The organism is Niallia sp. FSL W8-0177 (assembly GCF_038006285.1).
Lineage (GTDB): Bacteria > Bacillota > Bacilli > Bacillales > Cytobacillaceae > Niallia > Niallia circulans_A.
In genome coordinates, this window is sequence record NZ_JBBOUX010000001.1 from 4,956,581 (window position 1) to 4,971,902 (window position 15,322).

At 31.2% G+C, this 15,322-nt stretch carries 19 protein-coding genes; 15 read left to right on the forward strand and 4 right to left on the reverse strand.

All coding sequences use genetic code 11. From position 1 onward, the window contains the following. Positions 1–133: 133 nt before the first annotated feature. The 4 genes from NST77_RS24175 to NST77_RS24190 are packed head-to-tail and all read right to left on the reverse strand — an operon-like array spanning position 134 to position 2,873. The gene (locus NST77_RS24175) at positions 134–850 is read right to left on the reverse strand and encodes a LytR/AlgR family response regulator transcription factor (RefSeq protein WP_095333344.1); all 717 of its coding nucleotides are present in this window, start codon (positions 848–850) and stop codon (positions 134–136) included. A gap of 2 nt (positions 851–852) precedes the next feature. Further along, complete coding sequence (locus NST77_RS24180; RefSeq protein WP_095333342.1) at positions 853–990, reverse strand: cyclic lactone autoinducer peptide; 138 nt, start codon at positions 988–990, stop codon at positions 853–855. Continuing rightward, positions 987–1,604, reverse strand: a complete 618-nt coding sequence (locus NST77_RS24185; RefSeq protein WP_163188349.1) for an accessory gene regulator B family protein — start codon at positions 1,602–1,604, stop codon at positions 987–989. The genes NST77_RS24180 and NST77_RS24185 overlap by 4 nt, the downstream gene beginning before the upstream one ends. Positions 1,605–1,607: 3 nt before the next feature. Beyond that, positions 1,608–2,873 carry a sensor histidine kinase gene (locus NST77_RS24190; RefSeq protein ID WP_341123686.1) on the reverse strand — a complete coding sequence of 422 codons (1,266 nt, stop codon included), beginning with the start codon at positions 2,871–2,873 and terminating at the stop codon, positions 1,608–1,610. A gap of 595 nt (positions 2,874–3,468) precedes the next feature. Between NST77_RS24190 and NST77_RS24195 the strand changes: the two genes are divergently transcribed. The 15 genes from NST77_RS24195 (at position 3,469) to NST77_RS24265 (ending at position 15,300) form a co-directional block, all read left to right on the forward strand. Further along, positions 3,469–3,798: a PadR family transcriptional regulator gene (locus tag NST77_RS24195; protein ID WP_047941782.1), complete on the forward strand. Its 330-nt coding sequence runs from the start codon at positions 3,469–3,471 to the stop codon at positions 3,796–3,798. After that, a complete protein-coding gene (locus tag NST77_RS24200; protein WP_095333336.1) occupies positions 3,776–4,351 on the forward strand; it encodes an HAAS signaling domain-containing protein in 576 nt (191 codons plus the stop codon). Before NST77_RS24195 ends, NST77_RS24200 begins: the two co-directional genes overlap by 23 nt. Further along, complete coding sequence (locus NST77_RS24205; protein ID WP_095333333.1) at positions 4,348–4,968, forward strand: NDxxF motif lipoprotein; 621 nt, start codon at positions 4,348–4,350, stop codon at positions 4,966–4,968. The genes NST77_RS24200 and NST77_RS24205 overlap by 4 nt, the downstream gene beginning before the upstream one ends. 321 nt (positions 4,969–5,289) lie before the next feature. Then, positions 5,290–5,949 carry a trypsin-like serine peptidase gene (locus NST77_RS24210; RefSeq protein ID WP_341123689.1) on the forward strand — a complete coding sequence of 220 codons (660 nt, stop codon included), beginning with the start codon at positions 5,290–5,292 and terminating at the stop codon, positions 5,947–5,949. Positions 5,950–5,970: 21 nt separating this feature from the next. Then, a complete protein-coding gene (locus tag NST77_RS24215; protein ID WP_123258863.1) occupies positions 5,971–6,108 on the forward strand; it encodes a class III lanthipeptide in 138 nt (45 codons plus the stop codon). Between the two features lie 62 nt (positions 6,109–6,170). Next, the gene (lanKC, locus tag NST77_RS24220) at positions 6,171–8,774 is read left to right on the forward strand and encodes a class III lanthionine synthetase LanKC (RefSeq protein WP_123260003.1); all 2,604 of its coding nucleotides are present in this window, start codon (positions 6,171–6,173) and stop codon (positions 8,772–8,774) included. A 91-nt stretch (positions 8,775–8,865) separates the two neighbouring features. Continuing rightward, positions 8,866–8,988: a class III lanthipeptide gene (locus tag NST77_RS24225; RefSeq protein ID WP_204259899.1), complete on the forward strand. Its 123-nt coding sequence runs from the start codon at positions 8,866–8,868 to the stop codon at positions 8,986–8,988. A gap of 37 nt (positions 8,989–9,025) precedes the next feature. Continuing rightward, positions 9,026–9,145, forward strand: coding sequence for a class III lanthipeptide (locus tag NST77_RS24230; protein WP_204259898.1), 120 nt, complete (start codon positions 9,026–9,028; stop codon positions 9,143–9,145). Positions 9,146–9,181: 36 nt separating this feature from the next. Next, on the forward strand, positions 9,182–9,301 hold the full coding sequence (locus NST77_RS24235) for a class III lanthipeptide (protein WP_201781389.1): 120 nt from the start codon (positions 9,182–9,184) through the stop codon (positions 9,299–9,301). 36 nt (positions 9,302–9,337) lie between these two features. Beyond that, positions 9,338–9,457: a class III lanthipeptide gene (locus NST77_RS24240; protein WP_201781389.1), complete on the forward strand. Its 120-nt coding sequence runs from the start codon at positions 9,338–9,340 to the stop codon at positions 9,455–9,457. A gap of 36 nt (positions 9,458–9,493) precedes the next feature. Beyond that, positions 9,494–9,613, forward strand: a complete 120-nt coding sequence (locus NST77_RS24245) for a class III lanthipeptide (RefSeq protein WP_201781389.1) — start codon at positions 9,494–9,496, stop codon at positions 9,611–9,613. A 36-nt stretch (positions 9,614–9,649) separates the two neighbouring features. Continuing rightward, positions 9,650–9,769 (forward strand): class III lanthipeptide, encoded by a 120-nt coding sequence (locus NST77_RS24250; protein ID WP_201781389.1) that lies wholly within the window; start codon positions 9,650–9,652, stop codon positions 9,767–9,769. A gap of 36 nt (positions 9,770–9,805) precedes the next feature. Further along, complete coding sequence (locus NST77_RS24255; protein ID WP_204259897.1) at positions 9,806–9,925, forward strand: class III lanthipeptide; 120 nt, start codon at positions 9,806–9,808, stop codon at positions 9,923–9,925. Between the two features lie 81 nt (positions 9,926–10,006). After that, on the forward strand, positions 10,007–11,716 hold the full coding sequence (locus NST77_RS24260) for an ABC transporter ATP-binding protein (protein WP_341123690.1): 1,710 nt from the start codon (positions 10,007–10,009) through the stop codon (positions 11,714–11,716). Between the two features lie 863 nt (positions 11,717–12,579). Then, entirely contained in the window at positions 12,580–15,300 is a 2,721-nt protein-coding gene (locus tag NST77_RS24265; RefSeq protein ID WP_341123691.1) for a tetratricopeptide repeat protein, read from the forward strand. Positions 15,301–15,322: the final 22 nt, after the last annotated feature.

Below are 15,322 nucleotides of genomic sequence, written 5' to 3' on the forward strand. Positions count from 1 at the left end.
TTTGGCCATAAAATTTAAGTATAAGAAGAACCTGAACAAGTATCCATTTTTGCAATCTGGATACTTGTTCAGGTTTTGTAGGTTGTTTCTTAAAGTTTGTTGCCAAAAAAGGCTGTTATCAATATCAATAAAGCTAGAAACTGAACTCACTGAATATTAAATCTTTAAGACCTTTTATCCGATGTTTGCTCACTGGTAAAGTTTCTTTAGAGTCAATTAGAACCAGATTATATGAATTCATAAATTCATCTTTTTGAATTTTTTTAACTCTTTCTAGGTTGACTAAATAGGATTTATGGATACGGTAAAATCCGTGCTTTGCTAATTTTGCTTCAAGAATTTCAAGTTTCTCGTTACTTTCAATAAGTTCTCCGGTTGTAAGATGTATTGTGGTTTTTCGAATGGTTTTACCAATAAAGTTGATCTCATCCTTTTTAATTAATAAGTAACCAGTTGATGTCTTAACCCCTACCCGAAGGTCGTCTTTATTTACATAATTAACTCGAGTTAGTGTTTGGAATAATCTAAATACATCAACAGGCTTTACTATATAATCTAAGGGATAAAAATTATATGCATCCAATGCAAAGGATTTGTGATTACTGATGAAAACAATTTTTATATTTTTGTAATACTGATTGATATGTTCTGCTAGTTTAAATCCAGATTGAGATGCAATTTCTATATCTAATAATGCAATATCTACTTTATTCTCACTTAAAAAAATTGGAAGAGAATCACCATTTGTAGAGGTATATACTAAATTATATGGTGATTCTTTGAAAATATCTTTATATAGTTCTAATTGTATCGGGTCATCGTCTATAGCTATGATACTTAATTTAGACATTTTTATTTAGAATCATTCTTTTGGTCTTTACTAGGAAGCTCAGGTTCGTATGTAAACCAGTACGATGCTAGAGTACCCTTTGAGGCCATAAAACCAACCTTACCTATAATTTTTGCTAGTACTTTCGTAAATAAGTTCATAAATAATCCACCTTTCTTGTAGTTTTTTTATCTAACCAATCGGTCATGTCATGATGCCATTTTGTAAGTGAAATCGATTGGAAGAGAACAGATAGCCAAATACTTGAGATAATACTTGATTTATCTATAGGTGACAATATCGTGAGGATGAACAGTGTTGTAATAAAAAATAATGAAATATGTTTGAATAACATTTTCTTATTGTTATTAAATAAAGCTCTAGTTTTATGTAAGACAGGAGCTTTTTTATTATAAATAAACATAGAAATTAAATAAATTATAAGGACAGCGATCATATTAAGAGCTAGAAAATGCTTGGTTGCTATCGAAAGTATAAGGATTAAAATAGTACTGTAGACCACACATTTTAAATAACTTTTAAAGTGTGCTCCTCCACCAAAAGTTCTTAGAAAAGCTCCTGTAAAAAGAGATACGGTGGCTTCAATAAAAACTCCAAATAAAGCCGATAGTATTAGAATAACTGAAATTTGAATAGTTAATGAGATTATCCACTCTAGTCCGTATCGTATATACTCTTTATTATCTTTGTATTCTGGGGCATGTTTGATAACAAAATTAGTTACTTCATTACTAATTATATTAGGATTAACCATAAATTATTTCCTTTCTTTAGGTGGTATGAGGACAAACATACTTAAAGTTCGATTATTAAGTTCTGGATATATGTATCCGTTATATCTCTCTAAAGTCATCATAATATTGCTTAGTCCTAATCCATTTTCATAAGTAGTTTTTGTACTATAACCATCTTGAAATATGTTTTCCAAATCTAGCAGCTCTGGATTCACTTCATTTAACACTTCGACTATTAAATACTGATTTTTGTAAAATTTAATGACTATTTCTCTAGAAGCTGTTTCGTTTGATTTTATAAATTCATATGCATTAGAAATTAAGTTTCCGATAACATTGTTAAATTCATAAACTGGCATAGGAATGAGTTCAAATGTATCGGAGATAAAAATATTAAAATTAATACCGTCTTTTTTTAAAACCTGTTTGTATTGAATAAGTAAACCGGCTATTGACATATAATGTAAAGGTAGAGTTTCAGAAGTTGTCTGAAACTCTTCCGTGAGTTCACTCAGATAAGCTTTTAAATCATTTATTCTATTTAGATGGACTAGAGAATTGATAGTGTTAAGTTGAAAGATAAAGTCATGCCTTTGTGCTCGTATACTTCTTAGATAGAATTTAGCACTTTTCTCTTGCTCAGTTAATAATTTCTTTTCTGCTTTAATAGTGTTTAGATAAACTAAGTACCTTGTAAGGTAAATAAATCCAATACTCGAGGTAATTATTAAATAAGCAGAGGTAATCGATATACCGTCATCTTGAATGACTTTAATTACAATTAACATGAATAACACAACACATAGGGGGAAAATCCACCAAAACTTTGGGGGCTTAGCTTGAGAAATGTCCTGGTTAGGTATAAGACTCCTCCTAAATGCTCTTAGAAATAATAATAGTAGAGTTAATAATGAACCGTTAACTAATCCAGAGATAAATCGTATTTGATTAAATGTTGAAGAGCCTGCAAAAAGTAGATCAAAAATAATAATATTTATCAATTGTACAATCAAAAGAAGAGTCATACTTAATAATAGGGATAATATTGAAAAAGTGAATTTCACTTTATAGAGCTTGGATATAAAAATAGCTAGAATTACTACAGCTAAAGGCAATTTAATAAAGGGATAACTTAGTGATAGTGTTAAAAATATGGCTGTTCCTAGACTTATAGAAAATAAATAAAGTATCTGTATTTTACTAAAATGAAATTTATTTAATAATTGTAGGGTTATTAAAAGCATTGGGATTGTTTCAAACAGAGCTCCAAAAAAATCAATAAAAATCAAGGTCTTCTTACACTCCTATAATTAAGTATAAAAAAGTTGGAAAATTTAAAAATCAAATAACGAAAGTATTCGAGCCTATTTTTATGATGATTCAAACAATTAAGCGTTACCCATTTTAAATATACCCTTTTATGTACTGTAAATGTCCTAATATGCAGCTTTTTATCCCTTTTATAATTTTCGAGGTATTTATAAACCTGTTTCATTTTATAATGGAAAATATAGGATAAAAGGGTGGTGGTTTAAATAATAAAATACATTTCTATTTATTACTGAAAAAGAAATTTAAAAATGTAAGGAACAAATAACCTCTGAAAAAAGGTTGTATGGATTGGATTTATTTTCCTATTCCTTAAATAACAATGTAACATCAAATTTAAAATAAATCAATTTTTTTACACAAATAGTAAATAATGTTCTCGGATACTCGATGACCTTATGTAAATATATTAGTACTGTTATAATCCATATGATTCCAAGGAATTAATTGCTGATAATTAATTCTTAATATTCTGATATTAGGATACAGTGTTAAGTTTAGTACCTTTTAATACACAGATAGTATTAAATAAATTATAAACGCTGGTGATAAATTATGAATGCACAGTTTAAAAAAGGTGTACTAGAATTAATAGTCTTAATAATAATAAACAAAGAGGATGAATACGGTTATTCACTAATAAAGAAGATCTCGAATAAGATCGTTATATCGGAAGGTACTGTTTATCCGATTTTAAGAAGATTAGTTAAAGAAAAGTATGTCACGACATATCATGAAGAATCAAAAGAAGGACCATTTAGGAAATACTACAGAATTACAAAGGAAGGTATAGCTAAACTTGAATCCTTAAAGATGGAATGGAATGAGTTTTTCCTAACAATAAATCGTTTTGTCGAGGAGAATGATAAACTTGAACAAAAATAATTTTTTGAAACTACTCAAAAATAGTTTGAAGTTTATGTCTGAAAAAGAAAAGAAAGATATATTAGAAGAGTATAGCATGCATTTTACGGAGGGATTAAGTGAAAATAAAAGTGAAGAGGAAATTTCTAAAGAATTAGGAAATCCTGAAGAAATCGCTAAGGAATTAAACGCTGTTTATGCGATTAATAAGGTCGAAGAAAAGAAAAGTATAAGAAGTATGCTTACAGCAATGATGTCCATTATGGGTTTAAGTTTAATGAATTGCATTATTATAATAGTGAGTTTATTCTTTATGTTATTATTAACTCCATTTATATTGGCTTATGTCATTGGTGTGCCTATAATGATCCTATCTCCCATTATTTTAATCGTAATGGGGTTTGTAGATGGTTCTACCATTGGAATTGGGGAAATTCTCGAGTCTATAAAAGGAGTTATTATAGGAGCTATTTTAGCCATCCTAGGGTATTATATTGGGAAGTCATTTATTAAATTATTTATTAAATATCTAAAATGGAACGCATCAATAGCAAGGGGGAAAAATGGATTATGAAAAAAATTTTTTTAAGTATCCTATTTCTCTTTATATTAAGCGCGTGTTCAAATGAAGAAAATATTAGCACCTCTGAAAACCAAATACCCGATACAAAGAATGTAGAAATCCCTAGTATTATTTTTTCTTCTGACAAACAAAACAGTGTAATTGATGAAAAGGAAATGAAATCAAGTATAAAAACGTACCTAGACACTTATGAAGCATTACAGCTTGCTAGCTATCCATTTCAAGAAATGATCGATGAAGAAAAGGAATTGACTAAAAGTGAATTGGAGAAATTAGACCAAATTTACAGACTAACAAAAGAAAATGATGAAAATTTCTCTAATTATATTTCACAAAATACATTACCTGAAGGATATCTAGAGGAGTCTGAAAGAATTAGCAGATATATTACAGGTGTAAATGAGATTATTTACGAAATAGATACAATGCTTAATCAACTTACAGACGACATCGAGAAAGAAGTTATTCCGACAGTAAACTTTGATTCAATAAATAAAAAAAGTGATGTAGTGAATGGAAGAGAACAGAAAAAAATAGAAGAGTTTCTTGAGAGGAAGAATATTGATACTAAAGCATTCGGGAAGAATTCACAAGGAAAAACAGAATAACTTTATAGATATAAAAAAAGGTGTACCGAATTTATTTTTAGGTACATCTTTTTTTGCATGAGAAGTATTCTAGTTTAAGATTAACCTCGATATTTATACGGTAATTCCAAAGGGAAATGCGTGTAATGTCCGGGTTTTTTTAGATGTTCTAGGAAGTGTGCTGCTGGGACCCAGTCCAGTTATTTCTTATTTAGTATTATACATAGAATGATATTATCCTTAAAACATTACTATGAAAATAAAATATTGAATCTCTTATATTTTGGTAGTATTGTTTTTTTATACCAGTCAAAGGAATGAAGAATAATGTTCAAATTATCTATGAATGAAAATCAAATAATGAATACAGGAATATTGAAAATAAAACAAAATAAAACCAAATTTATAAGTAATGCTTCACTAATTATGGGATTGAAATATCCATTAGTTTGTACTGCTGCACATTGTGTTTTTGATTGGTATAAGCAAACAAATGCGAATGAGATAACCTTTATAACTTATGATAACCAAGAATATGAAGTGGAGGAAGTCTACGTCAGTAAGGAGTGGGTTCAAAATGGAATAGTTGATTATGATACTGCTTTTCTCACTTTAAAAAAACCGCCTTTAGAAACAGACAATATAATTAAGCCTATATTTAATAACACCTCGAAAAAACAGCATGCATTAATACCTTACATACAGAAAAATTTTTTCCGGAAAAATAAAATCGAAATAATAAAAAACATAACTTTTGAGGACCATATACACAATTCATCCTTGTTAGGAGTAAAAGGAAAAGCGGGAGTAGGTAGCTCAGGCAGCCCTTGGCTACTAGAAAAAGATCGTGATTACTTCCAATTTTCAAATACAAGTTTATCTTTTAATAGTGTTAAAGATATAGTGTGGGGCCCTTATTGGGGGGAACACATAGAAAATTTATATCTACATGCAAATAAAAAAGGGAACAACTTAGAAAGTATTAAAACCTATAAATTATAAAACTAGAAAGGAGGTGTGACTATGTCTAGAACGGATGTTTTATCTCTGCAAAGTTTAAGATATAAAAAGAACGATGAGCCGCCAATTGGTTCAAATGTTAGCGTTAACTGCAAAACACATAGTGGTTTAAGCCTTTTTTTCTGTGTAGTTCCTAGATAAGAAATTCAAAAAATTAAGCACAAATTAACTTGGTTAATTTGTGCTTATAATGAGGTGAACTAATGGATAATAGATATATAAAGTACATAAATGAAGGCTATTATTATAATGTTGCTAGTGAAAACAATCAAAGATTGCTCCATTTAGACTGCCCACCAGATAACTACATAGTAATTGATGGAGAACATTGGATAAATGTTTTGGAAAGAAACATTAAACTACCTAATCAGGGCTGGAAGATTCATATTAGTACGAACATGAAAGAGGCGCAAACAACTTTAGATATTGTATCTAAGTTAATGATAGAAAGAAATATATCATTTAAGTACGTAAAAAGTATGACAGAGCTACTAATGAAAGATTCCAAATATGGCGATAGAGGTTCTTCAGGGAAGTTTATTACAATATATCCTGTAAATACTAATCAATTTATCGAGTTATTAAGTTTACTAGAGAATAGCTTATCTCATTTAAAACCTGGCCCGTATATACTAAATGATAAAAGATGGTATGATTCTAACGTCTATTTTAGATACGGTGCCTTCGCGCCAAGATTTACATTTATAGATGGAGTAAAAGTCGATGCTATAGAAAATTTACAGGGTGAACTTATTGAAGATAAAAGGGTTCCTTATTATTATCTGCCTGACTTTGTAGAAGAGCCTCCAGAAATTATAGCCATGGATAAAGCAATGGATCAAAATGATACTTATTCACCCCTTGAAAATTATGATATTAAAGAGGCTCTACATTTTAGTAATGGCGGGGGCGTATATATATGTGAGAATAAATTAAAAAACAATACAAAGGTTATTCTAAAAGAGGGAAGACCACATGCCGCTGTAGATGCACAAGGGCGTGATGCATTTTCTAGGATTGTAAATGAAAGTGAGATACTTGATAAATTAGAAAAAACAACATTCCCAGTTAAAAAAATAAGTTCCTTTCGTGCGTGGGAGCATTATTTTATCGAAGAAGAGTATATCGAAGGCGATTCACTGTCTGAGTGGCTAGTTAAGAACTACCCTTTCAGCTCTACCCTAAAAAATGAGTCTTACACTGAAGCATGTATAAATATTATTAATCAACTTATTGAGGCTATACATGAAATTCATGAGCATAATGTAGGAATGGGCGATTTACAACCTGCAAATGTTATAGTCACTCCCGAAGAGAAAGTAAGATTAATAGATTTTGAAACAGCAAGTACAACAAATGATTCTCTTTCTGGATTAATGACTCCTGGTTATATAGGCCATCAAGAAATGAATAAGGAACAAAGTGATTGGTTTGCATTACTAAGGATAGCAAAACAGTTATTTGTACCAATTGGAAGTGTTCAAGATATTTCCTGGAATTTGGATACCATTCATAGTAAATGGGTGCATGTTGTATTTGGAGAAAAAGCGACTAAAATAATTGACAAAGTTAAATCGCTGTGTGACTTCTATCAATCACGTCCTATGGACGAGTTATTGAGTACAAATGGCCAGTTAAAACAAGATTTTGATTTATCTATCTTAAAATTAAAATTACGTAATTCCATATTAAAAGACGTTAAAATGGAAGATAGACTTTTACCGGGAGATATTCGTCAATATGAAATGGAAGCAGGAATAATAAATGTATTGACCGGCGGCTTTGGTACGGCAATGGCTTTACATAGAACCGGTGGAATAAATCAAACAGTAAAAGATTGGATTGAAAAACAAGAAATCAATCAATTACTTCATTTAGAAAATGGCTTATATACTGGAAAAATGGGGATTGCTGCAGTTTTATGGGAATTAGGTTATCAAGAAAAGGCAAAAGCCCTATTTGATTCAGATATTGATATTAAAAACATGGAAGATATTTCTCTTGCAGCAGGTTTAAGTGGGATTGGATTGGCATACTTAGGACTTAGCTACGAATATGATAATCCTAGATATCTAGATATTTGTCTCTCTATTGGAGAGATATTAATAGATAAATTAAATTCTAATGCACCTATCATTACTTTTGATTACGATGTGGTTGATAAGGGAGTCATGACAAGTTGGTCAGGAGTTTCCCTGTATTTTACTGCATTATATAAAAAAACAAAGGATCAAAAGTGGCTGGAATTATCAGAAAAGGCATTAGAAAAGGACTTGAAGTTAGGGGTATTTGATGACGATGGCTTGTATCATATAGATGATGATTTTAGAATTTTACCATATCTCGCTGGTGGAGGAAGTGGACTGGCTATTCCTATAATTGAATTAGAGCTGAATGCAGACATAAAGAAATGGGATAAAGAAATCGATGGAATTTGCAAAATTTCGAAAAGTAAATGTTTTTATAACGCTGGGTTATTTCAGGGAACTACTGGTATTTTAGCTATTGCAAATCTCTTAGAGCTATATACCAATAAAAACAGTTTAGTCAGCTCAGCTTTATTTACCCTTAATCTACATTTATTAGAGAATGATGACTGTATATTCGTTCCTGGGGATTCATGCTTTAGACTTTCTGGCGATATTATGTCTGGTTCTGCTGGCCTACTGTTAGTAATAAACGATATTTTAGAGAATAGAAACTACTCCTGGTTACCAATACTCAACTTAGAAAAGGTATTTAATTCTTCCATCTTAAAAGGGGGAAATTCACAAAGGAAGGTAGAACTATCCTTCTCTGGTAATTAATTGACTCTTGCGATGTAAAATATATCATTTTATGTAAATAAAAGGATTAAAAGATGATGAGAAAAATTATTTATTATAGGAGGTGATAAAAATGAAAAACGTTCTTGGTTTACAAAAAATAGATAAGAAAGAACGGAAAAATGGAGATGTATTAAAGTCATCTGTGAGTTTAGGCTGTTCTCCATCAAGTAATACTAGCTGGTTCTTTTGTTAATTCTTAAAAAATACTATTTAGAAAGAAGGAATGAAAAATGAACAAAGTATTGTCATTACAAAAAGAAGCTGTATCAAAAGACGTTCAATTAAAAGCGAAATCACTTGCAAGTATTCAATGTAAAGGAAGTAGCAACGCAAGCTGGTTCTTCTGCTAATTCTTAAAAATACTATTAAGAAAGAAGGAATGAGAAATGAACAAGGTATTATCATTACAAAAAGAAGCTGTATCAAAAGATGTACAACTAAAAGCAAAATCCTCTAAAAGTATTCAATGCAAAGGAAGTAGTCACGCAAGCTGGTTCTTCTGTTAATTCTTAAAAATACTATTAAGAAAGAAGGAATGAGAAATGAACAAGGTATTATCATTACAAAAAGAAGCTGTATCAAAAGATGTACAACTAAAAGCAAAATCCTCTAAAAGCATTCAATGCAAAGGAAGTAGTCACGCAAGCTGGTTCTTCTGTTAATTCTTAAAAATACTATTAAGAAAGAAGGAATGAGAAATGAACAAGGTATTATCATTACAAAAAGAAGCTGTATCAAAAGATGTACAACTAAAAGCAAAATCCTCTAAAAGTATTCAATGCAAAGGAAGTAGTCACGCAAGCTGGTTCTTCTGTTAATTCTTAAAAATACTATTAAGAAAGAAGGAATGAGAAATGAACAAGGTATTATCATTACAAAAAGAAGCTGTATCAAAAGATGTACAACTAAAAGCAAAATCCTCTAAAAGCATTCAATGCAAAGGAAGTAGTCACGCAAGCTGGTTCTTCTGTTAATTCTTAAAAATACTATTAAGAAAGAAGGAATGAGAAATGAACAAGGTATTATCATTACAAAAAGAAGCTATATCAAAAGATGTACAACTAAAAGCAAAATCACTAGCGAGTATTCAATGTAAAGGAAGTAGCAACGCAAGCTGGTTCTTCTGTTAAGGCTAGTAAATGATTTCTGTAAAAGACAATAAAGTTTGGTCAATCAAGCTTTATTGTCTTAATTAATGAGGTGAATCTTAATTGAATGCGTATAAAATGCTCCTATTAGCAATTAATGATACAAAGAAGAAAATACTTTTGTTCACAATTATAATTGCATCTATTTTATTTACAGCAGCAACTTTATTTTTCCCACTTTTGGTAAAGGATATTGTTGATGAATTTTCAATGAATGAGATTAGCCTATGGATGGTTGGAGGTTTAGTTTTATTCTTAGTAATAAAATCTATAATTGAAGCAGTTAATCAGTACATAATATCTAAATTTGGTAACATGGTAATTCGTGATTTACAAAAAAATATCTACAATAAGGTTATTTATTTTAAAGTTGATTTTTTTGATGATTACCACAGCGGAGAATTATCAAGTAGAATCGTAAATGATACAGAAATTGTTAAAGATTTAATCACATATCACATCCCTAAATTAGTTACGGGAATTATAATGATACTTGGTGGATTAGCATTAACAATTATCCTTGATTGGAAACTAACGGTTGTGGTACTAATAATTGCCCCATTTATATTTGGGATTATATTTCCTCTGATGAGGAGAATGGAGAACACTGGGGATAGACAACAAAAAGAAACTTCTGTTTTTATTTCAAAAACGCAAGAGACTTTTAAAAATATAAAGATGGTGAAGGCTTCAACGGCTGAAAAACAGGAAAAATCATTAATGTATAAGTGTATTGATAGATTATATAATGCTAACTTATATGAAAGTAAAGTTTTTGCTATAGTAGCTCCTTTAGTAAATTTTTTACTTATTCTAGGCTTATTAATAGTGGTAGGGTATGGAGCATATAGAATCTCAGTAGGAACATTAACGATAAGTACATTAATTGCGTTTGTAATCTATGCCTTTCAAATGATGACCCCAATGAGTTCCATTAGTGGATTTATTGGAGAGTACCATAAAGCTAATGGTGCAATTAAAAGTTTAAATAATATAATGAATAATAATGAAGTGGAATTTACTGGCAATATCGAGTATGAATTTCTACATGAATTATCCTTTAATCAAATTACTTTTGGGTACAAAGATAAACCTATGCTTAGTGATATCAGCTTTACTATTAAACGAGGGGAGTCTCTAACGATTGTTGGTCCTTCAGGATCTGGGAAAACAACTTTAATTAACCTATTGGAGAAGTTTTATCACCCAGAAAGTGGTTCCATAACAATAGACAATATCAATATCAGTCATTTGAACACATATGAACTTCGAAAAAACATTGGGATAGTAAGCCAGGGTTCATCTTTAATTAGCGGTACCATTTTAGATAATTTGCTATATGGGCTTGATGAGGACCAAATTGATGAATCCAAAATAAGAGAGGCCTTAAAATATGCGAATTTACAAGAGTTTGTTGATAGACAGAAGGACAAACTTAATACGAATATAGGGGAGAGTGGCGACAAATTATCAGGGGGAGAAAAGCAAAGATTAAATATAGCTAGGCTATTTTTGAAGAACCCGGATATAATTTTATTGGATGAACCTACCTCAAACTTAGATATAGAATCTAGAAATTTAGTATTGGAATCAATAAACAAACTTACTAAAGATAAGACAGTGATTAAAGTAACTCATAACCTAGAAGAAGTAAAACCAGGGGACAATGTATTATTCATTGAAGATGGAGAAATTGTATGTGAAGGTTCCCATGAAAGAATGAGTGAGATGAATAAAAGATACAAAGAGTTTATTTCTACAGCTGCGGTGTAGTTTGTAGTTTTGGGGTAACAGTAAGTAGATTAAATGTTTATCTACTTACTGTTTTTTAATGTTGATTTTGTGCAAATTCGAACATTTTTTCCACGATCTATTCTTCCTTCTTCTTAAGTGATTTTTGCTTATTCCTTAAACTTCTAAGAGATTACTCACCTGCCATATCACCGTTATTGGCATATTAACACTGTCTTTTTCGTTCTGCCATAGATATTGCCCATTCCATTTGGAACAATATAAAAAAGCATCAACATTAGCAGAGTTACTATCGGACTCTTTTTTCTCCTGAAGTCGTAATCCTCATAACCAACGACAATCTTCATGATGTCTAGATAAATCACGCCATTCACTTCCATAAGTTAGTTTCTAGAGAATAATTTCTTATTTGAATGGGGAGTTTCTTCTACTTGGAGATAGATGGAGGAATAGGATGGGCCAAAAGCGATTATTTTCCAAAGAGTATGTTCCTTTATAATTTAAAGGTCTATTGCTATTTTCCCTTGAATAATCCACACTCTGTTAAATGCGAAAGTGAACTAGGTAAAAAGACGGAGAGGATAAATAAAAAACAGGGAAGAAAGGTACGATGGACACTAGAGGATGGGGGTAATAATCAGTAATCTAAATATAATAGTACTTATAAAATAGCACTAAATATATGAAGGAATACCAACATTCTAGAACGATTACTTAGCCTGTTATTATATTGTAAAGAGATTGAATCGGTTTCGAAATCCATGAAATAATCTGATTTGCTACAATGAAGGATAGCCTACATAAGACATAATGATGACGGATGAGCATAAATATATTATTTAGAATGATAAAAAACCACTCTAAATGAATAGCAGGGGGAAGTTATGACATTAGAAAAAAAACTAATTGAAAAAACGTATTATGAAGGATACTTACAGGATAGAGACGAGTCGCCAATTGAAGTTTTAGGCCAATTATATATAGCGGAACAAAGAAAGAATGTTCCAGATCTAACTTCCATCCGTTTCGCACAAGGTGAATTATATTTTCAATACCATGACTATGAAGCGGCAATTTTTAAATGGGAGAATATTGGCAATGAATTAGAGCCATGGGCAAAGAAGAACCTAGCAGACGCATACTTGGAATTAGAGGAATATTCAACAGCAGAAAGCTTTTATAAATCCGTTGTGACAGATTCAGAGCTTTTACAAACAGAAATATCTCTGCAACTGTTTTCATTGTATTTCCAAAAAGAGAATCATGAAATGGCATTAGGGATTATCAATAATCTGGTCCTTACCAATCCAGACTATGCCAATATACCAACTATTGCGAAGTCTTATTATGAAGAACAGCAAAATTGGGAGAAGGCAGTAGAGCTTGCTGTTAACGAAGGTAAAAGAACGGATGGATTAAAGTGGTATGAAGCATTAATTCATTACAGCAACTTAGGAGTGATTCAGCAGTTTGAGCCTGCGTACTTTATAGAGAGCTTAAAAAATCTTCAAGAATTAGACTTTGCTACTTTTGAGAGATTATCTATCTCATTATGGAAAAACTATGAAGACACAGCCTATTATCTAACATGGGTAACGGCATTTAATAGCATTTATGAACCTGTTCCTTGCGAGGGAGAAGAAGGATTAGCGCATATTTTGGAAAGTGCGTACGCTCATTTAATTGATGGCAGTTATTCGATTAAGGAAGTGGAAGAAATCGTTCCGACTCTTTTATCCAATTACTTCTTATCTTCAACTGGACAACAGATTGTATCGGCAGCATCGGCAGTTCTAGCTTGGAATGAAATGTATAAACACTCGATGGAACAATCTGTTGTATCAAAAGCAGAGATGGTGATTAATGAAACAACAGAAACAAATGTATCATTCCAGCAATTTATGAATTTATTTGAATCTATTATCGAGTGGGCAGATAAGCATGATATTCCATTAGACAAGAAGTTTACACAAAAGGTACATGATTTTCTTCCATCAGATCATTATCAGTTATTAATGGTGGGATCTGCTGGAAGTGGTGTAAATGCCTATATTAACGAGCTAGTAGGAGAGACTATTTTAGCAGAAGATACAAATGCTATTTTGACGATAAAGGATAATGACTATCTTGAAATAAACGAAGTAACCAATTCTGGTTTAGAATCAATTGATACACTCACAAATTTTTATAAGGAATTGCTTGTTCAACAGGAAAGCCCGAGAGTATTTCAATTAGACACTCCTTCTCATTATTTAAACCAAAATAGATGGACAGTTACCACTGCTCCATTTGTAGAAAATGCATCTTATGCAGATTATGCTATGCTTGCTGACAGTCTCTTATTTGTTATTAATGAGCGGTCTGTTTTTTCTTATACGGAATATGAACAATTAAAGCAATGGAAGGAAAAGTCGCCATTTTTAACACTGCAATTTTTAATTTATATCGATGATTTAGATAATGAAAAAGTAGCATCCAAGCGTTTGCAAAAGGCGATGTCTGCAATTCAGCATTATTTTCCAGATAGCAAGATCTTTATTTATTCCAAGCAAGAGGAGAGAGAAGTTCAGCTAGATGAAATTAGCCGTTATTATTACCACCATTTTGCAGCCAGAAAGATGAATGAAGAACGATTGCAAAGCTGTATTTCTATTATTCAAGATTTAATTACTAATCTATTGGATAAACGATTGGATATGGAAGATAGTTTAAAAGCATCACTCCAGCTTTATGAGGAAATGGTAAGCAAGCTGACTGGGGCAAAAAATCAACTGATTGATATGGAAGCCTCTAAAAGTGAGATCATAACAAAGCAGTTTGATGAAATTAAAACAGAAACGCATGAGGCAATAAAAAAAGAAATTCCAGCCATTTTAAAAGGATGTAAGGATTTTATAAAAGAAGATAGTGATTATAGTAAAATGCATATTTCTCTAAATAAAGAGATGAATAGACGAGTAAACGAGTATTTAAATGAAACCTTATCACCGAAAATCCATCGAAGCATTGAAGATTGGATTCAAGCAGCTCATAAACAATTAGAGGATGGCCAACTATTCCTTAATGAGCTAAGCCAAGGCTTTAATGGAATTTACAACGAGCATCCAATAGAGTTATCTTGTGATTTTGTGATTATAGAAGATTGGAAAAGAGATGCACGCCGGTTATCAAGCGGACTTCGCATCGAACCATTAAATATTTTCAACCGTTTTAATGCATCTCAAGTATTTCTGAAGAGTGCTGGAAAGTTACTTGGTGCAATTCAGCAAAATAATAAAATGCTTCAATCAAGATACCAAAAGTATCTGGAAACAGAGGATTTTTCTGAAGTGGCAGCATCTGTTTCGACAGCTGTTTTACAGCATTTTGATTTCTATGAAAAGGGATTGGAAAATGATATTAAAATGTTCTTTGTTCGTCCAAAAGTAACATTAGAGCAATTTGCTGAGGAAAAATCAAAAGATATAGTAGAATATAAGAATTTATTAGAACGATTAAAGAATAATCCAGAATTGTTCCATGACCCATTGAAGTTATTCGAACTACGGCTCTTGCAGTATGACTGGCTTGCCAATACAACCAAGCCAGCAACCACATGGATGTAAGTCAATATAAAAAAGGAGGAGA